Genomic DNA, 25,874 nt, shown 5'->3' with positions numbered 1-25,874 from the left:
TTTCCGAGTTCACCCGGGCTACCAGCTCAGGCCGTGGCCGAACGGGTACTTGTCGACACCGGGCTGACCGGGGTCGGGCACCGGGACCGGCAGCTTGCCGACCGGGGAGATCTCGCCGAAGAGCACCTTCGTCAGCGATTCCATCGCCACCGCCTTGTCCGAGTAGGTGGCGATCCAGCCGGGCAGGTCGACGTGCGCCGCGTCGTACGGGTCGCGCACGGCGACGGCGACGACCGGTTTCCCGGTCTGCTGCAGGGCGCTGACCAGGTCGAGCTGCGTCTTGTTGGCCTCGCTCCACGCGGCGTTGGTCAGCACCACGGTGACGTCGTTGCGCTTGGCCTCCTCGACGGCCTGACCGATCTGCTCCGGCGTCGGCTTCAAGCCCGTCGCCAGGGCCGACGCCTGCGGCCCGCGCGCCTTGATCCGTTCGGCCAGCGCGGCGGTCGCCTTGTCGCCGGCGCCGGCCACGAACATCGATCCCGGCTTCTGCAGCGGCAGCATCCCGTCGTTGCGCAGGACGGTCGTGGTGCGGTCGGTGATGGCCTGCGCCTCGGCGAGGTGCTCCGGTGTCCCGACGATCTGGTCCACTTTGGACACGTCGACGAACGGGTTGTCCAGCACGCCCCGCGCGGCCTTCAGCGCCAGGATGCGCTCCACGCTCTGGTCGATGCGCTGCTCGGTGAGCTCGCCGCTGCGCACCGCGTTGACCACGCCGTCGATGGCGACCTGCACGTTGAACGGCATCAGCATGATGTCGACACCGGCCTTGAGCGCGAGCACCGGGATCTCGGCGTCCGGGTGCTTCTCCCGCACCCCGTCCATCTTCAGCGAGTCGGTGACGATCACGCCCTTGAAGCCGAGCTCGTCGCGCAGCATCCCGGTGAGCACGTTCGGGGACAGCGTCGACGGCTCACCGGAGTCGTCGAGCTTGGGGACCATGAGGTGACCGCTCATGACCATGTCGGTCCCGGCGGCGATCGCCTCCTTGAACGGCGGCGCGTCCAGCTGCTCCCACTGCTGCCGGTCGTGCTCGATCACCGGCAGCGACGTGTGGCTGTCCTGGCTGGTGTCGCCGTGCCCGGGGAAGTGCTTGACCGCGGCCGACACCGTCTCGCCCGGCTTCGCCGAGTCCTCGTAGCCGCGGATCTGCGCGGCGGTGAGCTGCGCGGCCAGTGCCGGGTCGGAGGAGAACGACCGCACCCCGATCACCGGGTTCGCCGCGTTGACGTTGACGTCGCCGCTCGGCGCGAAGTTCTGGTTCAGACCCATCGCCCGCAGTTCCTGCCCGGTGATCGCGGCCGCGCGGACCGCGTCATCGGTGCTGCGGCCGGAGCCGAGCGCCATGTTGCCCGGGAATTGGGTGGCGGGTTCCAGGATCCGGGTGACCTGCCCCTGCTCCTGATCGGTCGAGATCAGCAGCGGCACCTTCGCGCCGGAGTTGAGCGCGGCGCCCTGCAGGCCGTTGGACAGCTCGGCGATCTGCTTGGGGTCGTAGAGGCTGTCGGTCCAGGCGAAGTGGATGATGCCGCCGAGGTGGTACTTCTGCACCACCTGCGCCGGGGTGTCGACCCCGAATTCCGCCTGGTTCTGCGGGTGCGCGGTGTCCGCCGTGCGGCCGTAGGCGTAGGTGACGAACAGCTGGCCGACCTTCTCTTCCAGCGTCATCTTCTTGAGCAGCTCGGCGGGTGACTGCGGCTGCTTCGGGGCTGCGGTGCCGCCGGTGGTGGTAAGCGCGGCGGCACCGATGGCGATGGCGCTCAGCGCGATGGCGGCGCGGCGCGCTCGGGTCTTCACGTTGGCCTCCCTGCGGGCGGGGTAACGCCGGGCGGAAAGTGTTCACCACGAAATCGGTCGATTTCGGAAGTTACTCACACGTTCGGCCCCGGTCAACGCTGCGCACCGGTGTGGTCGCGGACGGTCCCGCGAAGGAGGAACGAGACAGAGATACGGCGGCGGCCCGTCGATCAGATCGACGGGCCGCCGCCCCTCTGCGCGAGTACTCGGGTTACCAAGCGTGCACTCTTGTCGTAACTTCCGGGCTAGGCGTCCGGCGTCCCGGTACGCAACCCCGTGGAACGACCAGCCTTGTGTGCGGCAACGCGTGGGTGCTCCGGGCCTCGCGCGCGGAGTCTGATCGGGGTGGATGTTACTTCTCCTCCGTAACATCCCTGGCCAACCATGGTCCGCACTTCCTTTGTAGTCGGTGACGCGCGTCACTGCAAGGGTTCGGATGCAGGCCGTAGGTATGGGTTTTTCGGGTGGCGATCTTCGCCGGCGGTGCGGTACCGCGCGCCCGATGCGGGAGTCAGCGCCGGCGGCGCCAGGCCCGCAGGCCCCACCACGCCGCACCGGCCGCGGCCACCGCGCCCATGCCGACGCCGGCCGCGGTCACCGCCGCGCGGGACGGGGTGGGGATCCGGGCGCGCAGCGACACCGGGTGCTCGAAGGACAGCGTCGGCCAGCCGCGCTGGACGGCCTCCTTGCGCAGTCCGCGGTCGGGGTTGACGACGGTCGGGTGCCCGACGGCTTCCAGCAGCGGCAGATCCGTGATCGAGTCCGAGTACGCGTGGCACTCGGCGAGGTCGTAGCCGTACTCGTCGGAGAGCTCGCGGGCGGCGGTCGCCTTGTTCTCCGCGGAGCAGTAGAACTCGATCTCGCCGGTGTAGCGGCCGTCCACCACGACCATCCGGGTGCCGGACCAGTGCGTGGCGCCGAGCAGCTTCGCGATGGGGGCGACCACTTCTTCGCCCGAGGCCGACAGCACGACGATGTCGTGGCCCTGCTCCTGGTGCTCCGCGATGAGCTGCGTGGCTTCCTTGTAGACCAGCGGATCGACGATGTCGTGCAGCGTTTCCTCGACGATCGCGTTGACCTGCTCGACGTCCCAGCCGGTGCACAGCGACGTGATGTGCGCGCGCATCCGGTCCATCTGGTCGGCGTCGGCGCCGGCCAGCATGAACACGAACTGGGCGTAGGCGCTTTTCAGCACGGCCCGTCGGTTGATCAGCCCTTCCTGGAAGAAGGGGCGGCTGAAGGCGAGGGTGCTCGACTTGGCGATGACGGTCTTGTCCAGGTCGAAGAACGCGGCCACCCGGCGTCCGGTGTGGGTCGATGGGTTCGCGGGCTCTGTCACGCCGCACAGCATACGAGCCCGCTTCGGCGGGCTGCGGGCGCGCATTACCGAAGGGTTTTCCATTCCCGGTGGTGGCCTTGCGCATCGTTTTCGGCAATCGATCCGTTAGTCGCCGCGCCCGTTGTCGTGCCGTCGACGGCCCGGGATTTGCTAGTTCCGGGGGCTCGGACGGCCCGATCTCGCGCGCCTGGGGCGGGGGCGGGCGACCACGCGTCGAGAACTCACGCTGTGTGTGGTGTTGGGCGTTGCTTTCGTCTAGTGGGAGTTTTTTCTTGACTCGAATGTCGGCTACTGACCGGTTCGGTGCGCACTGAGAGCGAGAACGTTCGCTCAAATGGACGGGGGGCATTGCGGGGGATCTACGAGCTAGAGTGAGAGGAGTCCGGTGCTACCGGGCAGGTTCAGCTCGACCCCCCGGAGCTGAACTGCAGACGGCCCCCGCCCCTCCCCCCTGGCGGGGGCCGTCCCCTTTCCGGGGGCTCCGCCGCGGCCCATTCCGCCGGACGCCAATGCGAACTCTTTCCGTTTTTCGCGGGCGATGTCGTGCTTTCGGGGTATGCGAGTTATCCACAGGTCGTCGGTTTGTCCACAGATTTGGAAAAGTCGGTTGGCAGCTGCCGGTGATCCGGCCACCTTGGTTATCGAGCGCCAATTCGGCGCGCATCCATCCCCGCCATTCGATTGCCGGAGGCATCGCCATGACTGCTGCACGCCCGCTGCTCGTCGCGCGGGATTCCGCGCTGGCCGAAGAGGTCTCGCGGCTGGCCGCGGCGGCCGGCGGCGAAGTGGAACACGTGCCGGGCCCGGCGCCGCCGAGCTGGCGGACCGCGCCGCTGGTGCTGCTTGACGCCGCTGCGCTCGGCGCGGCCGATGGACTGCCGCGAAGGCGCGGAGTCGTTGTGCTGTCGAGGGATCCGACGCCCGATCTCTGGCGTGCCGCGTTCGAGATCGGCGCCGAGCGCGTGCTCGAACTGCCTGCCGACGAGGCGGGTCTCATCGAGCTGCTGGCGGATGCCGGCGACGCTCCGGCGCAGGGCGGCCGGGTGCTCGCGGTGCTGGGTGGTTGCGGTGGGGCGGGAGCGTCCGTGCTGGCCACCGCGACGGCGGTGTTCGCCGCGCGCAGCGGGGAACGGTCGCTGCTGGTCGACTGCGATCCGCTCGGCGGCGGGGTCGATCTCGCCGTCGGTGCGGAGGCGGCCGACGGCCTGCGCTGGTCGGGGCTGGCCGTCAACGCCGGCCGGCTCGCCGCGAGCGCGCTGCACGAGGCGCTGCCGAAGCGCCGGATCGGCAGCGGCGCGATCACGGTGCTGTCCTGCGACCGCGACGGGCCGCCGACCGGGCTGACGCCGGAGGCGGTGCGAGCCGTGCTCTGCGCTGGTCGTCGGGCCGGCGACACCGTGGTCTGCGATCTGCCGCGCACCCTTCCGGCTGCGGCCGCGGCCGGGCTGCGCGACGCGGACCTGGCGGTCGTCGTCGTGCCTGCCGAGGTGCGGGCCTGCGCGGCGGCGGCCCGCGCGGTGGCGAGCATCCGGGAACACGCGGCCGGTCCGGTCCGGCTGGTGGTCCGGGGGCCCGCGCCCGGTGGGCTGCGCACGGCGGACGTGGCGCGAGCCGTGGGCGCGGAGGTCCTGGCGGTCATGCGGCCGCAGCCGCGCCTGCCGGCGGTCCTGGATCGCGGCGGTCTCGCCGCGGCCGGCCCGGTGCGGCGGGGCCCGGTGGCCCAGGTCGCGCGGGAAGTCCTGGCCGCGCTCGGCCGCTCGGAACCGTCCACAGTGGCTGGTTGACGGCAGGGAAGCGCGCCGGTCGGGCGCGCGGGGATTCAGCTCTTTCGGTGCTCCATCGGAACGGAAGTGAGTCGAGTCATGTCCATGAGTCGTGTCCTGGAAGTCGACCCGATCCCCGGCGGATCGGCGGAATCGTCCACTGTGGCCGATTCGATCGACGGTGAGTTGCTGGAGCGGGTGCGCAACCGGCTGGTCGGCAGCGGCGCCACGCTGACCTCGGCCGCCGTCGCGTCCGCGGTGCGGGAGGAGTCGGGCGGCCTGGTCGCCGACGCCGACGTGCTGGCCGCACTTCGCCTGGTGCAGCAGGAATTCCGCGGGGCCGGCGTGCTGGAGCCGCTGCTGCGCGATCCGGCGGTGTCCGACGTGCTCGTCACCGCGCCGAACAAGGTGTGGGTCGACCGCGGCGAAGGGCTCCAGCGGGCGGCGGTGCGCTTCGCCGACGAAGACGCGGTGCGCCGCCTCGCGCAGCGGCTCGCGGTGGCCAGCGGCCGCAGGCTGGACGACGCCCAGCCATGGGTCGATGCCTGGTTGCCGCAGGAGAGCGCATCCGGGCCGGTCCGGCTGCACGCGGTGCTTCCACCGGTTGCGGGCGAGGGCACCTGCATCTCGCTGCGCGTGCTGCGCCCGGCCGCGCACGATCTCGACGCGCTGTGCGGTTCCGGTGCCTTCGACGGCCCGACCGCCGCGGTGCTGCGCGAAATCGTCGCGACCAGGCTGGCCTTCCTGGTCGTCGGCGGCACGGCCAGCGGCAAGACGACGTTGCTGGCGGCGATGCTGGGCGAGGTCGCGGAATCCGAGCGCATCGTGTGCGTCGAGGAGGCCGCCGAGCTCTACCCGCGTCATCCGCACGTGGTCCGGCTGCTCACCCGCCCGGCGAACGTCGAGGGAGCAGGCGAGATCCAGGTCCGCGACCTGGTCCGGCAGGCGCTGCGCATGCGGCCCGATCGGCTCGTCGTCGGCGAGGTGCGCGGCGGCGAGGTGCGCGAGCTGCTGGCCGCGCTGAACACCGGCCACGACGGAGGCGGGGGCACGCTGCACGCCAACTCGCCGCAAGAGGTTCCGGCCCGGATGGAGGCGCTGGCGGCGCTCGGCGGGCTCCCGCGCGCGGCCCTGCACAGCCAGCTCGCTGCGGCAGTGCAGGTGGTGCTGCACGTTCGCCGGAGCGCTCGGCGCGGAAGGCATCTCGCCGGGATAGGCGTACTGCGGCGCAGCGGCGAGCTGGTCGAGGTGCTCCCGGCCTGGCAGGCCGGGAGCGGGTGGGGGCCGGGCAAGGACGCGTTGGCGGCGCTGCTGGCCGCGAGAGGAGGTGCGTTGCCGTGCTGATCCACGCGCTGGTCGTGCTGGCCGTAGCCGTTCTCTGTTGGCCGGAGATCAGGGCGCGCGACCGGCTCCTCGCCGAGCCGGTACGCGTTGCCAGGCCCTCGTTCCGGGGTGTCGGTCGGCTGCTCGTGATTCCAGCCGGCGCCGTCGCGGGCTGGGGCTTCGCCGGTCCGGCCGGTTCTTGCGCGGCTGTCGCGTTGTCGCTGCTCGGCGCGAAGTACTGGCGAACGCAGCGGGACTGGCGACATCGGCTGGACCGGGCCGACGAGCTGACCGCGGGGCTGCGGCTGCTGGTGGCGCAGCTGCGCGCTGGGGCCCACCCGGCCGCCGCTGCGGAGGGGGCGGCGGCCGAGGCCGGTCCGGCGGTGGCCGGGGTGTTCCAGGACATGGCCACCACGGTCCGGCTCGGCGGCGATGTCGCGGCGGCTCTCGAAGGGCACGACGGGATCGCCGAGCTGCGCGGGCCGCAGGACCGGATGGCCAGGGCCTGGGCGCTGGCGGAGCGGCATGGCGTAGCGCTGGCCGACCTGCTCGACGCGGTGCGCCGCGACGTCGAGCGGCGGACCGCGTTCCGGCGGGACGTCGAGGCGAAGATGGCCGGCCCGCGATCGACCGCCGCCGTGCTCACCGGGCTGCCGATCTTCGGGTTGCTGTTCGGCGAAGCCGTCGGGGCGGGGCCGATCACCGTCCTGACCGGCGGGCTGCTCGGGCAACTGCTCCTGCTGGTCGGAGTGGCCCTGCTGTGCGCCGGGGTCGGCTGGACGTTGCGCCTGACCAGGGCGGTGGTGCAGCCGTGATCGAACTGCTGCTCGCGGCCGCGGCTCTGCTGCTCGTGCCGCCGAGCTCGGCGCGGGCGAGGCTCCGCTCGCTCGGCCCGCGCTCGCCGGCTCGCGGGCGTCCCAGGAAGTCCATTGTGGTCTGGGCGTTGCCGCTGGCCGTCGGGGCTGGCGCGGTGCAGGTGCTGGGCCCGGTCGTCGGGATCTCGATGGGGCTGGCCGCTGCCTTCGCCGTGCGCCGGTGGTCGGCGCTCGCGGACCAGCGCCGCGACCGGACGGATCCGCTCGCGCTGGCCGCCGGTTGGGACCTGCTGGCCGCCGGGATGCGCGCCGGGCTGCCGGTGCCGGTGATCGTGCGCGCGGTGGCCGACGAACTCACCGGTGCGGCGCACCGAACTCTGCGCGAGGTCGCCGACCACCTCGCGCTGGGCGCGGATGCCGCGACCGGCTGGGAACCGGCGCTGCGGAACCCGGACACCGCAGAACTCGCACGGGCGGCCCGGCGCACCGCCCGGACCGGCAGCGCGCTGGCGGACGTGGCGGGCGAAATCGCTGCGCATGCGCGAGCGGCGGTTGCCGAGCAGGCCGAAGCACGCGCGCAGCGCGCAACGGTGTGGATCTCGGCGCCGCTGGGCCTGTGCTTCCTGCCCGCGTTCCTGTGCCTCGGAGTGCTGCCCGTGGTGGTCGGCATGATGCACCGCCTCGCGGTGCCCTTGTAAGTCCATTGTGGATATGAGCTGGAGGTTGATCGAGATGAGTGCCCGGTCGAACCGGTGGACGGCGACGCGCCGACTGCGCGCCCTGCTGCGCGGAGACGGCGGCATGAGCACCGCCGAATACGCGGTGGGAACCGTCGCCGCGGTGGCGTTCGCCTCGCTTCTCTACGACGTCGTGACCGGAAACTCGGTCAAGGACGCGCTCGCCGGGCTCATCGCCCGCGGGCTCGAAGGCGGCGATACCTGATGGCCGCGCAGGTGGTTCCGGCGTCGCCCGGCGCCGGAACGGCCTGCCGCGACGCCGGGGCGGTCACGGTCGAGGCGGCATTGGGCATCTGCTCGGTGATCGCGGTGTTCGCGCTGATCGTGACCGGGATCGGCGCGCTGATCGGCCAGCTCCGCTGCACCGATGCGGCGGTCGAAGCCGCGCGGTTGGTGGCGCGCGGCGACCGGCCCCGCGCGGACGAGGCGGTCGGCCGCATCGCGCCCGGCGGCGCGTCGCTTACGGTGCTGGTCGAGGGCGATCAGGTCAGCACCGAGGTGAGTGCCCCGCTGCCCGGCGAGTTCCTGCCCGGCCGCTGGCTGAAAGCGCGGGCGGTGGCGGTGCTGGAACCAGGGGTGGCGCCATGAGCGGCGACAGGGGAGCGGTCACCGTGGTTGCGGCGGTGCTCTCGCTGGCGCTGATCATCCTGCTGTCCGTTGTCCTGCAACTGGGCGCGGCCACCGTCGCCCGCCACCGGGCCGAAGGGGCGGCGGATCTCGCCGCGCTGGCCGCCGCTGCGTACGCGCCGCACGGGCAACAGGTCGCGTGCGAGCGGGCGAACCGGGTCGCGAGCGGGATGCGAGCCGAGCTCGAGGAGTGCCGGATGGAAGGCTGGGACGCCCTCGTGACGGTCCGAGCCGATCTTCCCGCGTTCGTCCCTGGCGGGCGAAAGGCCAGCGCACGGGCTCGTGCCGGGCCGGAGGGAAGCTGAACGGCGGCCGATCGATCCGGCCGCGACGAACGGTCGACGAGCGGTCGGGCGACCGGATTTCACCCTAGCGAGCGGTCGTTCCGGTGCCGCTCAACAGGATGATCCTTATAGTTCACGTGTTCCGGGCGGGAGCGTTCGTCGCGGCTCAGCTACCGGTCGTCGACTGGGGGTGTACTCACCCGGTTCGGATGACGTTGATTAGTGGTGTGAGCGCAAGACCCAAGGTTCACGACAACGAGGTCGAGAACCAGGCGGCTGCCGAAGGTTCTGCCGGAGGCACCCCCGAGCCGCCGGTCCGGCGCCCACTGTGGAACAAGGAGGCGGAGCAAATGCAACGGTCAGCGGACAGGTGGCAAAGCGCCTTCCGCGGCATCCCGGCCCACCCGGCCGGGCTGACCAGCAGCCGGATCGAACTTCGCGTGCAGGCAATCGGATTCGCCTCGCGCGGTTGGCCGGTGCTACCCGGAACCTACCCCGAAGAAGACGGCTGGATCGGTCGCCGCGGACGCCAGGAGACCGGCCTGCGGCCGGTGTACCGCGACTGGCAGGACCGCCTCGGCACCAACCCCGACGAGGTCACGTCATGGTGGACGGAGCGGCCCTACGGCCTGCTGGTCGCCACCGGAACCACGGTCGACGCCATCGAGGTCGACTCGAACCTCGGCCACCGCGCCGCGTTGGTGCTGCGCGCACTCGGCTTCCCGGTGCCGATCGTGGCCACCCCGGACGGCCGCTGGTACTTCCTGATGTCCGGTGGCGGCGAGCTCTACCCCGAGCTGGCCGAGCAGGGCGGAATCATCTTGCACAGCAACGGAAGCTGGGTGCCGATGCCCCCGACGGCCTACCCCGGCGGTGCGGTGCACTGGCGGGTCAAGCCGGAGGTCTGCGCCTGGCAGCTGCCCACCCCGGACTTCGTGCAGGACGCGCTCTGCACGGGTCTCGAACTCCTTGACAACAGCAGTCCGGAGAACGTGGCGGAACTTCTCGCAGCGGGCAGGTGATCACCTGCCGGCCGCACCGACGCCGACCGGATCGGCATCCGCGCCCCGGGCTCCCCGACACGACCGAACACGTCTCCTCCGAGCACGCACCAGCCCTTCGTGCTCAGCTCTCTTGTGGACGGTCGTGCAGCCCAGCCGATCCGCCGGCGCCGCCCCCGAGCGCGGCCGACACCGCATCGAGAACAGCCACCGCCCCCGCCTTGTCCAGCGGCTCGTTGCCGTTCCCGCACTTCGGCGACTGGACGCAGGACGGGCATCCCGCCGGGCAGTCGCAGGAAGCGATCGCTTCCCGCGTCGCGGCCAACCATGGGACCAATGCGGCATGACCGCGATCGGCGAATCCGGCCCCTCCCGGATGACCGTCGTGCACGAACACCGTTGCCTCCCCGGTGTCGGCGTGCAGCGCGGTGGAAACCCCGCCGATGTCCCATCGATCGCAGGTCGCGAACAGCGGTAGCAGGCCGATCGCCGCGTGCTCGGCGGCATGCAGCGCGCCGGGGATGCGCGCCGGATCCAGCCCGGCGCCCCCCGGCGCGCTGCCCACCAGCAGCTCGTCGCCGACCGTGTACCAGACCGCCCGGGTCATCAGGGTCTGCGCGGGGAGGTCCAGCGGAACCTGGTCCAGCACCGCCCCGGAGGGCCGTTTCCGCAGGTAGCCGACGACCTGCGAGGTGACTTCCACCTCGCCGAGGCAGACCGTGACGCCGCGTCCGGTGTCGTGCCGCTCGATGGTCCGCAGCACCGAGATGTCCACCACGTTGCGGGGCGAGGTCGTCCAATCGGGGCTTTCCTCGTGCACCAGCGCGAGCCCGGTCTCCAGGTCCAGCTCGTCCACCACGAACGATTCGCCGCGGTGCAGGTAGACCGCTCCCGGGTGCACCGTTCCGCAGGCCGAGTCCGGGTCCACGGTGCCGAGCATGCGCCCGGATTCGCCCTCCACGACGGCGATCGGATGCCCGCCGGCGCCCCGCAGCTCGACGTTCCGATGTGGACGCTCGCGGGAGGTCCAGAACCAGCCGTGCGGGCGCTTGCGCAGCACCCCGTCCGCCGTGAGCGCTGCTACGGCCCGGCGCGCCGGTTCGCCGCCGAAGACGTCGAAGGAGTCCTCGTCGAGCGGCAGCTCGGCGGCGGCGCAGGCCAGGTGCGGTTCGAGCACGTACGGATTGGTCGGGTCGAGCACCGTCGCCTCGACCGGGCGCTCGAGCACCGCGGACGGGTGGTGCACCAGGTAGGTGTCCAGCGGATCGTCCCGCGCGACGAAGACGACCAGGGCGCCGTCGCCGTCCCGCCCAGCGCGTCCGGCTTGCTGCCAGAAGGACGCGAGGGTGCCGGGATACCCGGCGACCACGACGGCGTCGAGCCCGGAGATGTCGACACCGAGTTCCAGCGCGTTGGTGGTGGCCACCGCGCGGAGCTCGCCCGAGAGCAGGGAACGCTCCAGCTCGCGACGATCCTCGGGCAGGTAACCGCCGCGGTAGGCGGCCACCTTCGCGGCGAGCGATTCGTCCACATCGGACAGCGCGCGCTGCGCGGACAGCGCCGCCAGCTCCACGCCGCGCCGGGACCGGATGAACGCCAGCGTCCGGGCGTCCTCGATGACCAGCTCGGTCATGATCCGCGCCGCCTCGGTGCCGACCGCCCGGCGCACCGGGGCGCCGTTCTCGCCGATCATCTCGTCGAGCAGCGGCGGCTCCCAGAACGCGACCGTCCGGGCCCCGCGCGGCGACCCGTCGTCGGTCACGGCGCGGCACGAGACGCCGGTCAGGCGCTCGGCCAGCGATTCCGGGTCGGACACGGTGGCCGAGGCGAGCACGAAGACCGGGTCCGCGCCGTAGTGCTGCGCGACGCGGCGCAGGCGGCGCAGCAGCAGCGCGACGTGGGAGCCGAACACTCCGCGGTAGGTGTGGCACTCATCGACCACGATGTGGCTGAGCCGCCGGAAGAACCGCGCCCAGCGGCCATGCCCGGGCAGCACGCCGTAATGCAGCATGTCCGGGTTGGTGAAGATCCACCGGCCGTGCGCGCGCACCCAGTCCCGCTCGACCTGCGGCGTGTCGCCGTCGTAGCTCGCCGCCCGGACCTCCGCCATGCCGAGCTCGCCGATGGTGCGCAGCTGATCGGCGCCGAGCGCCTTCGTGGGGGCGAGGTACAGCGCGGTCGCCCGGTCGTCTTCGAGCAGCCGCGAGAGCACCGGCAGCTGGTAGACCAGCGATTTCCCGGAGGCCGTGCCGGTCGCGACGACCACGTGCTCGCCGGCCCGGACCGCCTCGGCTCCCTCGATCTGGTGCACCCACGGCTCCCGCGCGCCGCGCTCGCGGAACGCGTCCACCAGTCGCGGCGGGACCCACTCAGGCCAGTCGGCGGTGCGGGCCGGGCGGGCGGGCAGGTGTGCGACGTGCCGCAACGGCGTTTCGTCGGCCGGAATGCCGGCTACCGCGCGGTCGAGTAACCGCCGCCCCTTGTCCTGGTCCGCTGCGCGCACGCTAGCGAGCCTCGCACAACGCCGATCGCGCGCTGCGCACGCGTTCCCGGTTTCCGCATCCGTGTCGGTATCGCTCGATCGGTTGGTTCTTGCCGCGGGCCGGGGCGGTGGCGCTGAATCCGACGGCGACCCGGTGGACCGTCGGAGTCGTGCCTCATACCCCATGTAACCCGTTTGGGCCAAATCAACCTTTGCCCAATTGGGTGATCAAGTACCCATCTGAATCGATTCTTTCGTAACAGAATCCCACGTCGTGACGAGTTGCGTATCACACCGTGAGGTAAGCCACTCGTGGCCTGAATAGACTCCCGAGCCACGACGTCGCCACGGACGGCCAGCAACCGATCACCGGCCGTACCGGGCGGGGCCGCCTACCGCGCACCGGAGCCCCGTCGAGCGTTGCGGAGCCCCGGTGCTGAACCGAGCACAACCCAGGAGGACGGATGTCCCTGCTCACCCCGGTCCAGCACGGCTGGGCCCAGGGCGCTGCACCACCGAGCTCGCAAACCCGGATGGACCTCGCCCAACAAGCCACCGGTATCGAGCTCGCCGGCGCCGACTACGTCGTCGTCGGTGCCGTGATGGTGATCGCCCTGGCCGCCCTGGCCTTCGGCTACGTCCTGATCAAGGAGGTGCTGTCCGCCGGTCAAGGCACGGCCAAGATGCAGGACATCGCCAAGGGCGTGCAGGAAGGCGCCTCGGCCTACCTGAGCCGGCAGTTCCGCACCCTGGCGATCTTCGCCGTGATCGTGTTCCTGGTGCTGTTCGCGCTGCCCTCGGAGAGCACCGGCGAGACGATCGGGCGATCGATCTTCTTCCTGTTCGGCGCCGCGTTCTCGGCCACCATCGGCTACCTCGGCATGTGGCTGTCCACCCGCGCGAACGTGCGCGTCGCGGCGGCCGCCCGCGAGGAAGGTGAGGGTCGCGAGAAGGCGATGCGGGTCGCGTTCCGCACCGGCGGCGTGGTCGGCATGATCACCGTCGGCCTCGGCCTGTTCGGCGCCGCGCTGGTGGTGCTGGTCTACGCCGGCGGCGCCCCGCGCGTGCTGGAGGGCTTCGGCTTCGGCGCGGCCCTGCTGGCGATGTTCATGCGGGTCGGCGGCGGCATCTTCACCAAGGCCGCCGACGTGGGCGCCGACCTGGTCGGCAAGGTCGAGCAGAACATCCCGGAGGACGACCCGCGCAACGCCGCCACGATCGCCGACAACGTCGGCGACAACGTCGGTGACTGCGCCGGCATGGCGGCGGACCTGTTCGAGTCCTACGCGGTCACCCTGGTCGCCTCGCTGATCCTGGGCACCGCCGCGTTCGGCCTGCACGGCCTGCTGTTCCCGCTGATCGTGCCCGCGCTGGGCGTGATCACCGCGGTGATCGGCGTCTACATCACCAAGGCCCGTGCCGGCGAGAGCGCGCTGACCGCGATCAACCGGTCGTTCTACATCTCGGCTGGCATCTCCGCGGTGCTCTGCGTGATCGCCGCGCTGCTGTACCTGCCGAGCTCCTTCGGCGAGCTCACCGGCGTATCCGAGGAGATCCGCGCCACCAGCGGCAACCCGGCGGTGATCGCGCTGGTCGCGGTGATCATCGGCATCCTGCTCGCGGTGGTCATCCTCAAGCTCACCGGGTACTTCACCGCCACCGAGCACCGCCCGGTGCGCGACGTCGGCAAGTCGTCGTTGACCGGCGCGGCCACCGTGATCCTCTCGGGCCTGTCGGTGGGCTTCGAGTCCGCCGTGTACACCGCGCTGATCATCGGCGCGGCGGTGTTCGGCGCGTTCCTGCTGTCCGGTTCGCTGCCGGTGGCGCTGTTCGCCGTCGCGCTGGCCGGCTGCGGCCTGCTGACCACCGTCGGCGTGATCGTCGCGATGGACACCTTCGGCCCGGTCAGCGACAACGCGCAGGGCATCGCCGAGATGTCCGGTGACGTCGAGGGCGAGGGCGCGAAGATCCTCACCGAGCTGGACGCCGTCGGCAACACCACCAAGGCGATCACCAAGGGCATCGCGATCGCCACGGCGGTGCTGGCCGCGACCGCGCTGTTCGGGTCCTACACGGACGCGATCGGCGCCGCGCTGGTCGATGTGGCCGGCCACATCGACGCCTCCACGTTCTTCGTCTACGCGCCGGATGTGTTGGTGGGCGTGATCATCGGGGCGTCCGTGGTGTTCCTGTTCTCGGGCCTGGCGATCAACGCGGTGTCGCGCGCGGCCGGGGCCGTGGTCTACGAGGTGCGGCGGCAGTTCCGGGACAAGCCCGGGATCATGGACGGCTCGGAGCGTCCCGAGTACGGCAGGGTCGTCGACATCTGCACCCGCGACTCGCTGCGCGAGCTGGCCACGCCCGGCCTGCTCGCGGTGCTGGCGCCGATCGCGGTCGGCTTCGGCCTGGGCGTCGGCCCGCTGGCGGGCTACCTCGCGGGCGCCATCGCCACCGGCACCCTGATGGCCATCTTCCTGGCCAACTCCGGTGGCGCGTGGGACAACGCGAAGAAGCTGGTCGAGGACGGCTACCACGGTGGCAAGGGGTCCGAGGCGCACGCCGCCACGGTCATCGGCGACACCGTCGGCGACCCGTTCAAGGACACCGCCGGTCCGGCGATCAACCCGCTGCTGAAGGTGATGAACCTGGTGTCGGTGCTGATCGCGCCGGCCGTGGTGACCTTCACCGTGGGCGCGGACGCGAACCCGGTGGTGCGGTACGGCATCGCGGTCGTCGCGACCGTGGTGATCATCGCGGCCGTGGTGGTCTCCAAGCGCCGTTCCACGGCGATCGCGGAGTCATCCACCTCGGACGACAAGGCGGTCAACGGCGCGGCCTGACGCGTCGGTGGTGAAGCGAACGGACCGTTCACCTCTGCTGCTGAGGCGGGCAGTCCGTTCGCTCCGATCGCGCCGGCTGTGCGGATCTGGAAGGGCGCTGTCCCCTAGCGGGGCGGCGCCCTTTTCGTGCGCTGGGGTTTTGCCGGATGGGCGACCCCGCCTTCCGGAGCGCAGTAGGCGGTGGGGAAGAGTCTGTGAGCGCACGCCGAAGGCAACTCCGATCTCTGCGAGGAGTGCGCATGAAGATCCGTTCGACGTCCATCGCGGTGCTCGCCGCCGTCCCGCTGGCACTCGCCGGGTGCGCGGCAGGCCCGGCCCAGGCCCCGGCACCCGCCCCGCCGCCGAAGCCGGCCGCCCCGAGTCCGGAGGGAGTCGCGTGGGCGGGCCGGATGTGCGGGCTGGTGGGTGACTTCGCCACCTCCCAGAAGCAGCTGCCGGGAGTCGACAAGACGAACACGGCCACGGTCAAGCAGACGGTGATCGAACGCATCGACTCGGCGGTGCGCTCCGCCGACGACACCATCAACGGCCTGCGGGGCCTCGGACCGGCGCCGATCGCGGGCGCGGACTCGGTCAACGACGGCTTCCAGCAGGGCTTCACGCAGGTCCGCGACCTGCTGACGTCGGCGGGCGAGAAGGCGAAGCAGGTCGATCCGACCAACGAGCAGAGCTTCCAGGAGGGCATGGCCGCGATGCAGCAGGAGCTGCAGAAGGGCCAGCAGCTGGACCTCAAGGACGAGCTGGCGGCGCTGGACCGGAACGAGGAGCTCAAGGCGGCCTCGCAGCAGGCCCCGGAGTGCAAGCAGTTCTTCGCCCCGCCCCAGCAGCAACCGCCGCGCTGAGCGTTTCCGCTGGTCACGGGCCGTGCGTGGGTTGTGTCGCCATAGCAGCGCAAAACACGCACGGGCCCGGACCTGCGGAGATTTCCGGTCCCGGTGACGCAAACGGGTGGATGTGCTGGCCAAGGTCGAACTGCTGTTCTAGCATGCGGGCCGTGGACCAGCTGTCCTTCTACTCGGCCGAGGCGCGGCAGCCAGACGTCGCCGACCTCGCGGGCATGCTGTGCGGTCCGGGGCAGGCGGTCGGTTTCGGCCGCGGCACCGCGGCCCGGCTGTCCGTGGTGGTCGACGCCGAATGGCGCGCCCGCTCCCTGGTCGTGGCCTGCGCCGAACGAGGCGTGGAGGCCGAGCTCGGCCGCTCCGAAGAAGGTCGCCCGCTGATCCGCACCGCGTTCCGCGCGGACCTCACCGGCCTCGCCGCCCGCTGGCTGCGCGGCGCCGTGAAGTCGGTCCCGCCGGACTTCGTCCCGGACGGCGCCGCCCTCCGGCTCTGGGCGCTGACCGCCGGCTCCGCCGAGCCCACCGGCTACCGCCTCGGGCTCGATCCGCACGCTCCCGACACGCATGCGCCGCTGGTCACGGCGCTGCGCGGCTGCGGCCTCCCGGCGAAGCCGGTCGGCCCGCGCGCCGGCGGACCGGCGCTGCGCGTGACCGGTCGGCGGGGGCTCGCCCGCCTCGCTGAGCTCGTCGGTCCGATGCCCGATGGTGCGATCGAGCGAACGTGGCCGTTGGTGTCCTGACCGGTTTGACGCACATCACGCCAGGTCACGCAACGGAACACCACAGTCACCCGATACGTTCGTACAAGAAGACGTGGACGAGTCTCAGCGTGTTATGTGCAACCCTGTGCCTTCCCGGCGTGCTGCGAATCGGCGCATAAGGGGCACACTGAGGAACTTGTCGGGTAGCACCGGGTGCAATGGAAGCCTCCGGAAGAAGAGAGCAGGTAAGCGTGGCTGGGTCGACACGGACGAAGAAGGCCGGCGGGACCGGCCGGGCTTCGGGGTCCCCCAACGGGGCTGGCTCCGCGGGTCGGCGCTTGGTGATCGTCGAGTCGCCTGCGAAGGCGAAGAAGATCGCCTCCTACCTGGGCTCGAACTTCATCGTCGAGTCTTCTCGCGGCCACATCCGGGACCTGCCGAAGAACGCCAAGGACGTGCCGGAGAAGTACAAGGGCCAGGCGTGGGCCCGGCTGGGCGTCGACGTCGACAACGACTTCGAGCCGCTGTACCTGGTGAGCTCGGACAAGAAGGCGACGGTCACCGAGCTCAAGGACGCGCTCAAGCAGGTCGACGAGCTCTACCTCGCGACGGACGGTGACCGCGAGGGCGAGGCGATCGCCTGGCACCTGCTGGAGACGCTGAAGCCGAAGGTGCCGGTGCGCCGGATGGTGTTCCACGAGATCACCGAGTCGGCGATCCAGGCGGCCGCCGCGAACCCGCGCGACCTGGACCACGACCTGGTGGACGCGCAGGAGACCCGCCGCATCCTGGACCGGCTGTACGGCTACGAGGTCAGCCCGGTGCTGTGGAAGAAGGTCATGCCGAAGCTGTCGGCGGGCCGCGTGCAGTCGGTGGCGACCCGGATCGTGGTCGAGCGGGAGCGCGAGCGGATCAGGTTCGTCCCGGCCGAGTACTGGGACATCTCCGCGACGATGGACGCCGGCGCGGACGCCTCGCCGCGTCGCTTCGGCGCCCGCTTGGTCAACGTGGACGGCGCGAAGCTGGCCACCGGTCGCGACTTCGGCCCCGACGGGCGGCTGAAGAACGCCGACACGCGGGTGCTGACCGAGCAGGAGGCGCGCAGCCTCGCCGCGGCGCTCACCGACGTGCAGCTGCACGTGTCCAGCGTCGAGGAGAAGCCGTACACGCGGAAGCCGTACGCGCCGTTCATGACCTCCACGCTGCAGCAGGAAGCCAGCCGCAAGCTGCGGTTCTCGGCCGACCGCACGATGCGCACGGCGCAGCGGTTGTACGAGAACGGTTACATCACCTACATGCGTACCGACTCGACGACGCTGTCCGAGACGGCGATCAACGCGGCGCGCAACCAGGCCCGGGACCTCTACGGCGACCAGTACCTGTCGCCGCAGCCGCGGCAGTACAACCGCAAGGTCAAGAACGCCCAGGAGGCGCACGAGGCGATCCGCCCCGCGGGCGAGAGCTTCCGCACCCCGGGCGAGGTCGCGGGCGAGCTGCGCAACGACGTCGACGGCTACAAGCTCTACGAGCTGATCTGGCAGCGCACCATCGCGTCCCAGATGGCCGACGCGAAGGGCACCACGCTGTCGGTGCGCATCACCGGCACCGCCACCAGCGGCGAGGAGTGCACGTTCGCCGCGTCCGGTCGCACGATCACCTTCGCCGGGTTCCTGAAGGCCTACGTCGAGGCGGTCGACTCGGAGGCCGGCGGGGTCGCCGACGACGCCGAGTCGCGGCTGCCGCAGCTGGTGCAGGACCAGGCGATCACCGCGCCGGAGCTGTCGCCGGACGGGCACACCACCAACCCGCCGCCGCGCTTCACCGAGGCCAGCCTGGTGAAGACGATGGAAGAGCTGGGCATCGGGCGCCCGTCGACCTACGCGTCGATCATCAGCACCGTGCAGGAGCGCGGCTACGTCTGGAAGAAGGGCTCCGCCCTCGTCCCGTCGTGGATCGCCTTCGCCGTGGTCGGACTGCTGGAGAAGCACTTCGGCCGGCTGGTGGACTACGACTTCACGGCCGCGCTGGAGGACGAGCTGGACCGCATCGCGGAAGGGCGCGAGGAGCGGACCAGCTGGTTGTCCGGTTTCTACTTCGGCGGCGACGTGGGGCCAGAGGGCTCCATCGGTCGCGCCGGCGGGCTGAAGAAGCTGGTCGGTTCCGGGGTCGAGGAGATCGACCCGCGGGAGATCAACTCCATCCCGATGTTCAACGACGACGAGGACCGCACCGTCTACGTGCGGGTCGGCCGCTACGGCCCGTACCTGGAGCGGACGCTCGCCGACAGTTCGTCGCAGCGCGCGAACCTGCCGGACGACCTGCCGCCGGACGAGCTCACGGTGGAGATCGCGGAGAAGCTGTTCGCCACCCCGATGGAGGGCCGCAGCCTCGGCACCGACCCGGAGTCCGGGCACGAGGTCGTCGCGAAGGAAGGCCGGTTCGGGCCGTACGTCACCGAGGTCCTGCCCGAGGGCAACAAGAACAAGCCGCGCACCGGCAGCCTGTTCAAGCACATGTCGCTGGACACCGTGACGCTCGACGACGCGCTGAAGCTGCTGTCGCTGCCGCGGGTCGTGGGCAAGGACCCGGAGTCCGGCAACGAGATCACCGCGCAGAACGGCCGCTACGGCCCGTACCTGAAGAAGGGCACGGACTCGCGGTCGCTGGAGACCGAGGACCAGATCTTCTCGATCACGCTGGAAGAGGCGCTCAAGATCTACGAGCAGCCGAAGCAGCGCGGTCGGCGGGCGGCCGCGGCTCCGCTGCGGGAGCTCGGCGAGGAGCCGGACACCGGCAAGCCGCTGGTGATCAAGGACGGCCGCTTCGGACCGTACGTCACCGACGGCGAGACGAACGCCTCGCTGCGCAAGGGCGATGACGTCGAGTCGCTGACCATGGATCGCGCGGTGGAGCTGCTCGCGGAGCGGCGGGCCAAGGCCCCGGCGAAGAAGAAGGCGCCGGCGAAGAAGGCCCCGGCCAAGAAGACCGCGTCGAAGACGACGGCTTCGAAGACGACCGCGGCGAAGAAGACCACCTCGACGACGGCGAAGAAGCGGGCGAGTTCCACTTCCAAGTCGTCGTGACGCAGCGGGACGCGCTGTCGGGCCCGGATGGCACGCAGGCGTTGCCGCCGCTGCGCGGCTACCCGGATGCATTGACCGTGGCACGCGCGGCGCCGCCGAAACGGACTCGTCCGCCGGCGGCGCCGCCCGCACCGCAGCCTGTGGAAGACGTGGACCGGCCGCTTCCGCGTCGCGCCGCGAACCCGCAGCGCAAGTCGGCGAAGCAGCCGAAGAAGAAGCAGCCGAAGAAGAACCCGGCGGCGAAGATCGGCTGCCTGGTGGCGTTGGCCATCCCGGTGCTGACGATCTTGGCCATCGTGCTGCTCGGCTAGGCCCGCACCCGCTTGTGCGTCGGAGCCGCGCCGTAGAGTCGTGAGTGCGTGCGTGGGCTCCAGCCCAGTTGCGCACTCACGACCCGTCGTAGTCGACACGGGATGCGATGTGATCCCGGATGTGCCCAGCACCGGGGTGTGCGTCCAAGACGACGGCTGCGAAGAAGCGGCGAGTTCCACTTCGAAGTCGTCCTGATCCTGGTGTTCCGCCACCCCGAGGCGGAGACTTCCGATTATCGGAAGCCTCGGGGAGGCGGACATGCGGGATGCCTTGCACGGTCTCGACGGCACGCAGCCGTTGCCGCCCTTGCCGGTTCGTCCGGATGCCCTGTTCGGCACGTTCGCGGTGCCACAGCAGCGGACCGCGCCGCCGCAGCCCTGGACGCCGCCTAGTACGGCGGAGGACGTGCACAGGCCGATTCGGCGCCGCCGCGCTCCGGCGGCCAGCCCCCAGACACCTCGTCTTGAGCCGCCGGGGGAGAGGCCGCGCCGCACGCCCGGGGCGATCGTGGGCTTCCTGATCGTGTTGGCTGTCGCGGTGCTCGTCGCCCTGGCGGTGCTGCGCCGGGTGCTCGAAGCGTTCTCCGGTTGACCGCAGGCCGGTCGGTGCCGCCCCGTACAGTCTGGGTGTTCGCGAAGTACTGGAGGCGACGTGATGCAAACCGACGCTCCGGACGTGCCCAGCACCGGGGTGTGGGCGGAGGTCGTCGGGCAGCCCGACGCGGTGCGGACGCTCTACACCGCCGTGCGCGCTGCTCACCGCCAGGTGCGGGGAGAGCCGGTTCCGCCGGGTTCGATGACGCATGCGTGGCTGTTCACCGGGCCGCCCGGTTCGGGCCGGTCGATCGCGGCCCGTGCCTTCGCCGCCGCTTTGGAGTGCTCCGATGCCGAGCAGCCGGGCTGCGGGCACTGCCCGGCGTGCCGGACGGTGCTGCACGGCACGCACGCCGACGTTCGCCTGGTGGCGCCCGAAGGCCTGTCGATCTCGGTCGCGGAGATGCGGGCCCTCGTGCAGGCCGCGGCGCGGCGCCCGACCACCGGCCAGTGGCGCATCGTGCTGATCGAAGATTCCGACCGCCTCACCGAGGGTGCGGCGAACGCGCTGCTCAAGGCGGTGGAGGAGCCACCGCCGAGGACCGTGTTCCTGTTGTGCGCGCCGTCCGATCACCCCGAGGACGTGTCCGTCACGATCCGCTCCCGGTGCCGCGTGGTGCAGCTGCGCACGCCGTTGGCCGGCGCGATCGCAGAGGTGCTGCACGAGCGCGACGGCGTGGACGCGGAGCTCGCGCAGTGGGCGTCGTCGGTGTGCGGCGGGCACATCGGCCGGGCGCGGCGGCTGGCGACCGACGAGGAGGCGCGGGAGCGGCGCGAGTCGGTGCTGCGGATCCCGTTGGGGCTGCGCCGGTTCTCGGACGTGTTCACGGCGGCCACCGGGCTGGTGAAGCTGGCCGAGACGGAAGCGGTCACCGCGAACGAGGACCGCAACGAGGCCGAGAAGGAAGAGCTGAAGACCGCGATGGGCGCGGGCGGCACCGGCAAGGGCACGGCGTCGGCGACCCGCGGCGCGAACGCGGCGCTGAAAGAGCTTGAGAAGCGCCAGAAATCCCGCGCCACCCGTTCCCAGCGCGACGCGCTGGACCTGGCGCTGGTCGACCTGGCGGGCTTCTACCGGGACGTGCTGGTGATGCGCACGGGTTCGACGGCGCCGCTCAACCACCCGGATTTCGAGCGTTCGGTGGCGAAGGCGGCCGGGGAGTGGACGTCGGAATCGGCGCTGCGCCGCCTCGACGCGGTCCTGGAATGCCGGCTCGCGCTGACCCAGAACGTGAAGCCCATCATCGCGGTGGAGGCCATGCTCGCCATCCTCTACACCGGCTGACTCCACAGTGGACGTTCAGGGCCTCCGAGGAGGCCCTGAACACCGGGAATTCAGCTGCAGAGCGCGGAGAACAGCACGTCGTCCATCAGCGATGCATGGCCGTCACGACCAGTACCGGAACGTGAACGCCGCCAGCAGGAGCAGGAACAGGACCCCCAGGAGCACAAGGCATCCGACACCGTCGGTCTTCTTCACGCGGAGCTCGACGCGGCCGCCGGGCGGCGTGCCCGGATGACGGCGGTCGTAGTGCTCGATCTGCTCCTCGGCTCCCGCCGATTCGGTGCGCCAGGGCGTCCGGTAGTCGCATTCCCCGCACCAGTACCGGAACTTCTCATCGGCCATGCCGTTTCTCCCAGCGCGGTGCCGTCCCGGCCGGTCGGGCGCTTCCCACGCCCGACCGACCAGGCCCCCGGTTGCGGCAGATCAGGGGTGCTGGAGGCGCTGCATGATCAGCGAGACGTAGTGCTCCATGTCCTTCTGCAGGCACGGCACCGAGGCGTGCTTCCCGGTGCAGCCCGGCGCCCACGTGCTGCCGTCGCCGTAATCCGCGAAGTAGTGCGGGATTCCGGCGGCGTTCAGGTTCGCCGCGGTCACCAGGTTGGTGTCCCTGGCCACGCTCTCGACGACTGCCTGGGGCGGGTTGACGGTCAGGTCGCCGCCGTTGCCGGTGTACATGGCCACGCCCATGCCGCGCAGCGACTCGACGTGCTGAGCGGGGCTCTGCGCGTTCCACACCCCGTCGAGGGGCAAGACCGGCGAGCCGAAGATCGCATCGACCGCGACGGTCGGCGTGCCCGACTCCGGCAGCAGCTCGGTGCCGATCACCGCCGCCCGCTGCGCCTGGTTGAGCAGGTCGAGGCCGCCGGAGAAGCTGCCGACGTAGCTGAACAGCTCCGGCCGGCGCTCGGCGTAGTGGAACGCCCCGAACCCGCCCATCGAATGGCCGACGATGGCCCGGCCTTCCCTGGTGGGGATGGTCCGCAGGTTCGCGTCGATCAGCGGGATGACCTGGTCGAGGTGGAAGTTCTCCCAGTTCTGCGGCCCCAGCCCGCCGGGGTTCACCCAGTTCGAGTACCAGCTGCGAACCCCGTTGGGGTGCACCGTGATCAGCGGCGCGTCCTTGGTCGCCTGCTCGGTGATCTGCTGGTTGACCTGGGTGTTCGCGCGGTCGGGATTGCCGTGCAGCGAGTACAGCACCGGGTAGCGGTCGGCGTTGCCGGTGTAGCCCTCGGGCAGGGTGACCATGATGTCGTGCTGCCCCGCGGTCTGGCCCGGCAGCAGCGTGGGATTCGGAACCTGGTCGGAGGCCACGGAGAAGACGAACGTCCGGTGGGCGTCGTCGACCCACTCGGGCTGGCGGACCACGGTCAGGCCGAAGCCGTCGCCGAGGCGCGGCGGCTCGGTTTCGGCGGTCGCGGCGGTGGCGACGAGAGTCGAAGCGACGGTCAGGCCGGCCGCCATCGCGACCGCCCGCCACAGTGATTTCCGGAAACGGGTCATGCGGTTCCCCTGTCGAAGGCTGACCTCGCCGCCTCGGCGAGCGCCGGCCGCCGGGTGCTGGCCGGTACCGAAGATGATGTTGTTCGCGCTGGTCAGCGGGCCAGGGCACGAACCGGCCAAATACGGCCGGTCCTCGCGTTCCTCGCGCTAAGGTCCCGGAGCCAGGACACGCCGCATCGAGAGGCGCCGAAGTGACGAGCCGGTTCGGTCCGCTACTGCGTCAGCTGCGACGTCGGGCGGGAATGACGCAGGAGCAGCTGGCGGAGCGGTCCGGGGTCGGCGTGCGCACCATCCGCCGGCTGGAGAACAACTCGCCCACCGATCCCCGGATCGGGACGGTGAAGCTGTTGGCGGACGCGCTGGACCTCTCGCCGGACGAGCACCGGGAACTGCTGGCCGAAGTCGGCAGTGCGCCTGCCGAGGAACCCGCCGTCGAGGTCCCCGAGGCAGCGCCGGACGTCGATCCGCCCCTCGCGCCGCGGGATGCGCTGACCGAAGCCGCGGATCAACTCGCGCAAGCGGTCGCCGCCCGCTGGCAGCGCGAGGCGGAGCAGCGCCGGATCCACGACCCGTTCCCGCTGCCGGTGCGGTGGCAGCCGGTGTCCGCGGACCTGACCGACCACCCGGACAACATCCACCGCGTTCCGCCCGGATCCACGGCGGATCCGCTGGACCTGACCGGCGACCTCACCGAGATCGCGGACGTCTACCGGCGCATCCCGTCCGGCCGGCTGGCGGTGCTGGGGCGCGCCGGATCCGGGAAGACGATCCTGGCGCTGCGCTTCACCCTGGACCACCTGCGGACCCGCGCCGCCACCGACCCGGTGCCGGTGATCTTCAGCGTCGGATCGTGGGACCCGACGGCCACCGCGCTGCGGGACTGGCTGATCGACCAGCTCTCCCGCGACTACCCGGGTCTGGTCGCGAGCGCCCCCAACGGGTCGACGCTGGCCGCCGCGCTGGTCGAAACCGGCCGCGTGCTGCCGGTTCTCGACGGGTTCGACGAGATCGCCCACGGCTTGCACCGCAGCGCGGTGGAAGCGCTCAACACCACGGCACTACCGCTGTTGCTGACCAGTCGACCCGGCGAGTACGCCGCGGCCGTCGAGGCGACCGCCCTGGCCGGCGCCGCCGGTGTCGAGCTGGTCGAACTCGGCCGCGCCGACCTGATCAACTACCTGCCGCGCACCGCGCGCCGGGGCACCGCCTGGGATTCCGTCCTGGACGAGTTGCGCGAACGCCCGGACAGCGAGGCGAGCGCCAACCTCGCCGCGGTGCTGAGCACGCCGCTGATGGTCGGCCTCGTCCGGACCGTCTACGGCGAAACCGGCGAGGACCCGGCCGACCTGCTGGACACCGACCGCTTCCCGACGCCGGCGGCCCTCGAAGACCACCTGCTGAGCAGTTTCGTGCCCGCCGTCTACCGCCCGCGGCCGTCCGCCGGGCGACGGAACTGGGATCCGGACCGGGCCCGGCACTGGCTGGGCTACCTCGCCGACAACCTGGACCGGCTCGGCACCGGCGATCTCAAGTGGTGGCTGGTCGGCGGCTCGCTGCGCCGCTCGTCGCGCATCCTCGCCGTCGTGCTGGCGTCCGCGTTCGTCACCGCCGTCGTCGATGCGCTCGTCTTCCTGCCCTCCTACGCGATCCAGCACGGGATCGGGTTCGGCATCGGGTTGGCCCTGCTGGACGGTTTGATGACCGGCACCGAGCTCGGGCTGGCCTTCGGGCTGCTGTACGGGCTTCTGGTCGTGTACGGGGGTGTCGAGTTCGAGCCGTCCCGCATGCGGGTGCGCTTGCTGGGCAAGGGCAGGAGAACCGGCCGCCGCGCCCGCACCGCCGCCACCAGGTTCGGCGCCGGGCTGCTGGGCGGGTTCGTGGTGGCGCTCGGATACGCGCCGGTGAGCACGTTCATGCGCACGATGCTCAGCGAGACCCCGATCCCGGATGATTTGGCGATCGAGCTGACGCTCGTCAACTTCCTCGTGTTCGGGCTCATCTTCGGCCTGGCGCTCGGGACGGGACTCGCGCTCGTGTCCGTGCTGGAGACGCCCCTCGACATCAACTCCGCCGCCACCCCGATCGGCATGCTGGCCGCGAACCGATCGGCGGTGGTGCGCCAGACCGCGTTGTTCGCGCCCCTGGCGATGCTCCTGATCGCCATCGGCGGGCGGCTCGTCGTCGATCTCTTCCAGGGTTCGCTGGGCCCGCTCAACTGGCCGCTGCTCGACGGGCTCGTCATCGGCGCAGTGGGCGGGACGAGCGGAGCGATCGCCTACGCGGCGGCGTTCACCGCCTGGGGGCAGTGGGTTCTCCTGGCACGTGTCTGGCTGCCGCTGACGGGCCGGCTTCCCTGGCAGGTGATCGCTTTCCTGGACGACGCGTACGACCGCGGAGTGCTGCGCCAGGCCGGTGCCGTCCACCAGTTCCGGCACGCCCGGCTCCAAGCCCACCTCGGCCGCGCCTACCGAGCCCAGCACGCCACTCCGGCCCGGCTCGACCCCGCCACCCGGACGAACCACCCCGCCGCCACCTGAACCGTTCGCCGGGCCGGAC

The 25,874-nt window shown here is 71.3% G+C and carries 21 protein-coding genes; 16 read left to right on the top strand and 5 right to left on the bottom strand.

From position 1 onward, the window contains the following. Positions 1–18: 18 nt before the first annotated feature. The gene (locus tag AB0H93_RS04580) at positions 19–1,794 is read right to left on the bottom strand and encodes a glycoside hydrolase family 3 protein (protein ID WP_358567354.1); all 1,776 of its coding nucleotides are present in this window, start codon (positions 1,792–1,794) and stop codon (positions 19–21) included. 511 nt (positions 1,795–2,305) lie between these two features. Next, positions 2,306–3,133 carry an HAD-IB family hydrolase gene (locus AB0H93_RS04575; protein ID WP_245761298.1) on the bottom strand — a complete coding sequence of 276 codons (828 nt, stop codon included), beginning with the start codon at positions 3,131–3,133 and terminating at the stop codon, positions 2,306–2,308. A 698-nt stretch (positions 3,134–3,831) separates the two neighbouring features. On the opposite strand from AB0H93_RS04575, the gene ssd reads away from it, so the two are divergent. The 8 genes from ssd to AB0H93_RS04535 all read left to right on the top strand — a co-directional run bounded on the left by ssd (position 3,832) and on the right by AB0H93_RS04535 (position 9,704). Further along, complete coding sequence (ssd, locus tag AB0H93_RS04570; protein ID WP_358567350.1) at positions 3,832–4,917, top strand: septum site-determining protein Ssd; 1,086 nt, start codon at positions 3,832–3,834, stop codon at positions 4,915–4,917. A gap of 153 nt (positions 4,918–5,070) precedes the next feature. Continuing rightward, positions 5,071–6,240, top strand: coding sequence for a TadA family conjugal transfer-associated ATPase (locus AB0H93_RS04565; RefSeq protein ID WP_358568456.1), 1,170 nt, complete (start codon positions 5,071–5,073; stop codon positions 6,238–6,240). Continuing rightward, complete coding sequence (locus AB0H93_RS04560) at positions 6,234–7,034, top strand: type II secretion system F family protein (RefSeq protein WP_358567347.1); 801 nt, start codon at positions 6,234–6,236, stop codon at positions 7,032–7,034. Before AB0H93_RS04565 ends, AB0H93_RS04560 begins: the two co-directional genes overlap by 7 nt. Continuing rightward, entirely contained in the window at positions 7,031–7,732 is a 702-nt protein-coding gene (locus tag AB0H93_RS04555) for a type II secretion system F family protein (RefSeq protein ID WP_358567344.1), read from the top strand. The genes AB0H93_RS04560 and AB0H93_RS04555 overlap by 4 nt, the downstream gene beginning before the upstream one ends. A 34-nt stretch (positions 7,733–7,766) precedes the next feature. Continuing rightward, positions 7,767–7,976, top strand: a complete 210-nt coding sequence (locus tag AB0H93_RS04550; RefSeq protein ID WP_358567341.1) for a DUF4244 domain-containing protein — start codon at positions 7,767–7,769, stop codon at positions 7,974–7,976. Beyond that, entirely contained in the window at positions 7,976–8,359 is a 384-nt protein-coding gene (locus tag AB0H93_RS04545) for a TadE family type IV pilus minor pilin (protein WP_358567338.1), read from the top strand. Before AB0H93_RS04550 ends, AB0H93_RS04545 begins: the two co-directional genes overlap by 1 nt. Further along, on the top strand, positions 8,356–8,703 hold the full coding sequence (locus AB0H93_RS04540; protein WP_358567335.1) for an Rv3654c family TadE-like protein: 348 nt from the start codon (positions 8,356–8,358) through the stop codon (positions 8,701–8,703). Before AB0H93_RS04545 ends, AB0H93_RS04540 begins: the two co-directional genes overlap by 4 nt. A 329-nt stretch (positions 8,704–9,032) precedes the next feature. Next, positions 9,033–9,704 (top strand): bifunctional DNA primase/polymerase, encoded by a 672-nt coding sequence (locus AB0H93_RS04535; protein WP_358567332.1) that lies wholly within the window; start codon positions 9,033–9,035, stop codon positions 9,702–9,704. A 103-nt stretch (positions 9,705–9,807) separates the two neighbouring features. On the opposite strand, the gene AB0H93_RS04530 is transcribed toward AB0H93_RS04535, so the two are convergent. Beyond that, complete coding sequence (locus tag AB0H93_RS04530) at positions 9,808–12,186, bottom strand: DEAD/DEAH box helicase (RefSeq protein WP_358567330.1); 2,379 nt, start codon at positions 12,184–12,186, stop codon at positions 9,808–9,810. A gap of 512 nt (positions 12,187–12,698) precedes the next feature. Between AB0H93_RS04530 and AB0H93_RS04525 the strand changes: the two genes are divergently transcribed. From AB0H93_RS04525 to AB0H93_RS04495, 7 genes are all read left to right on the top strand, one after another. Further along, positions 12,699–15,005, top strand: a complete 2,307-nt coding sequence (locus AB0H93_RS04525; protein WP_358568453.1) for a sodium-translocating pyrophosphatase — start codon at positions 12,699–12,701, stop codon at positions 15,003–15,005. Positions 15,006–15,244: 239 nt separating this feature from the next. After that, positions 15,245–15,847: a hypothetical protein gene (locus tag AB0H93_RS04520; protein WP_358567328.1), complete on the top strand. Its 603-nt coding sequence runs from the start codon at positions 15,245–15,247 to the stop codon at positions 15,845–15,847. Positions 15,848–15,990: 143 nt separating this feature from the next. Continuing rightward, positions 15,991–16,584 (top strand): hypothetical protein, encoded by a 594-nt coding sequence (locus AB0H93_RS04515; protein ID WP_207954315.1) that lies wholly within the window; start codon positions 15,991–15,993, stop codon positions 16,582–16,584. A 299-nt stretch (positions 16,585–16,883) separates the two neighbouring features. Next, positions 16,884–19,628 (top strand): type I DNA topoisomerase, encoded by a 2,745-nt coding sequence (topA, locus tag AB0H93_RS04510; protein WP_358567325.1) that lies wholly within the window; start codon positions 16,884–16,886, stop codon positions 19,626–19,628. Further along, a complete protein-coding gene (locus AB0H93_RS04505) occupies positions 19,625–19,939 on the top strand; it encodes a hypothetical protein (RefSeq protein ID WP_358567322.1) in 315 nt (104 codons plus the stop codon). Before topA ends, AB0H93_RS04505 begins: the two co-directional genes overlap by 4 nt. 259 nt (positions 19,940–20,198) lie before the next feature. Beyond that, entirely contained in the window at positions 20,199–20,531 is a 333-nt protein-coding gene (locus AB0H93_RS04500) for a hypothetical protein (protein ID WP_358567319.1), read from the top strand. Between the two features lie 63 nt (positions 20,532–20,594). Then, positions 20,595–21,818, top strand: a complete 1,224-nt coding sequence (locus AB0H93_RS04495) for a DNA polymerase III subunit delta' (RefSeq protein WP_358568450.1) — start codon at positions 20,595–20,597, stop codon at positions 21,816–21,818. A 102-nt stretch (positions 21,819–21,920) separates the two neighbouring features. Here AB0H93_RS04495 and AB0H93_RS04490 read toward each other — a convergent pair whose 3' ends face one another. Both AB0H93_RS04490 and AB0H93_RS04485 read right to left on the bottom strand, forming a co-directional pair. Continuing rightward, positions 21,921–22,160: a hypothetical protein gene (locus AB0H93_RS04490; protein ID WP_358567316.1), complete on the bottom strand. Its 240-nt coding sequence runs from the start codon at positions 22,158–22,160 to the stop codon at positions 21,921–21,923. A gap of 81 nt (positions 22,161–22,241) precedes the next feature. Next, a complete protein-coding gene (locus AB0H93_RS04485) occupies positions 22,242–23,318 on the bottom strand; it encodes an alpha/beta hydrolase-fold protein (RefSeq protein ID WP_358567313.1) in 1,077 nt (358 codons plus the stop codon). A 191-nt stretch (positions 23,319–23,509) separates the two neighbouring features. Between AB0H93_RS04485 and AB0H93_RS04480 the strand changes: the two genes are divergently transcribed. Beyond that, a complete protein-coding gene (locus tag AB0H93_RS04480) occupies positions 23,510–25,855 on the top strand; it encodes a helix-turn-helix domain-containing protein (protein WP_358567310.1) in 2,346 nt (781 codons plus the stop codon). Positions 25,856–25,874: the final 19 nt, after the last annotated feature.

This window comes from Saccharopolyspora sp. NPDC050642, from assembly GCF_040654735.1.
Classification (GTDB): domain Bacteria; phylum Actinomycetota; class Actinomycetes; order Mycobacteriales; family Pseudonocardiaceae; genus Saccharopolyspora; species Saccharopolyspora elongata.
The sequence above is the reverse complement of the archived record's forward strand: the minus strand, read 5'-3'. Positions and strand labels throughout refer to the sequence as shown.

Excerpts from the sequence above, each read along its gene's own strand:
- AB0H93_RS04545 (WP_358567338.1), top strand. The coding sequence starts at position 7,976 with ATGGCCGCGCAGGTGGTTCCGGCGTCGCCCGGCGCCGGAACGGCCTGC.
- ssd (WP_358567350.1), top strand. The coding sequence starts at position 3,832 with ATGACTGCTGCACGCCCGCTGCTCGTCGCGCGGGATTCCGCGCTGGCC.
- AB0H93_RS04500 (WP_358567319.1), top strand. The coding sequence starts at position 20,199 with ATGCGGGATGCCTTGCACGGTCTCGACGGCACGCAGCCGTTGCCGCCC.
- AB0H93_RS04485 (WP_358567313.1), bottom strand. The coding sequence starts at position 23,318 with ATGACCCGTTTCCGGAAATCACTGTGGCGGGCGGTCGCGATGGCGGCC.
- AB0H93_RS04535 (WP_358567332.1), top strand. The coding sequence starts at position 9,033 with ATGCAACGGTCAGCGGACAGGTGGCAAAGCGCCTTCCGCGGCATCCCG.
- AB0H93_RS04520 (WP_358567328.1), top strand. The coding sequence starts at position 15,245 with ATGAAGATCCGTTCGACGTCCATCGCGGTGCTCGCCGCCGTCCCGCTG.
- AB0H93_RS04515 (WP_207954315.1), top strand. The coding sequence starts at position 15,991 with ATGCGGGCCGTGGACCAGCTGTCCTTCTACTCGGCCGAGGCGCGGCAG.
- AB0H93_RS04495 (WP_358568450.1), top strand. The coding sequence starts at position 20,595 with ATGCAAACCGACGCTCCGGACGTGCCCAGCACCGGGGTGTGGGCGGAG.
- AB0H93_RS04490 (WP_358567316.1), bottom strand. The coding sequence starts at position 22,160 with ATGGCCGATGAGAAGTTCCGGTACTGGTGCGGGGAATGCGACTACCGG.
- AB0H93_RS04540 (WP_358567335.1), top strand. The coding sequence starts at position 8,356 with ATGAGCGGCGACAGGGGAGCGGTCACCGTGGTTGCGGCGGTGCTCTCG.
- AB0H93_RS04550 (WP_358567341.1), top strand. The coding sequence starts at position 7,767 with ATGAGTGCCCGGTCGAACCGGTGGACGGCGACGCGCCGACTGCGCGCC.
- AB0H93_RS04525 (WP_358568453.1), top strand. The coding sequence starts at position 12,699 with ATGGACCTCGCCCAACAAGCCACCGGTATCGAGCTCGCCGGCGCCGAC.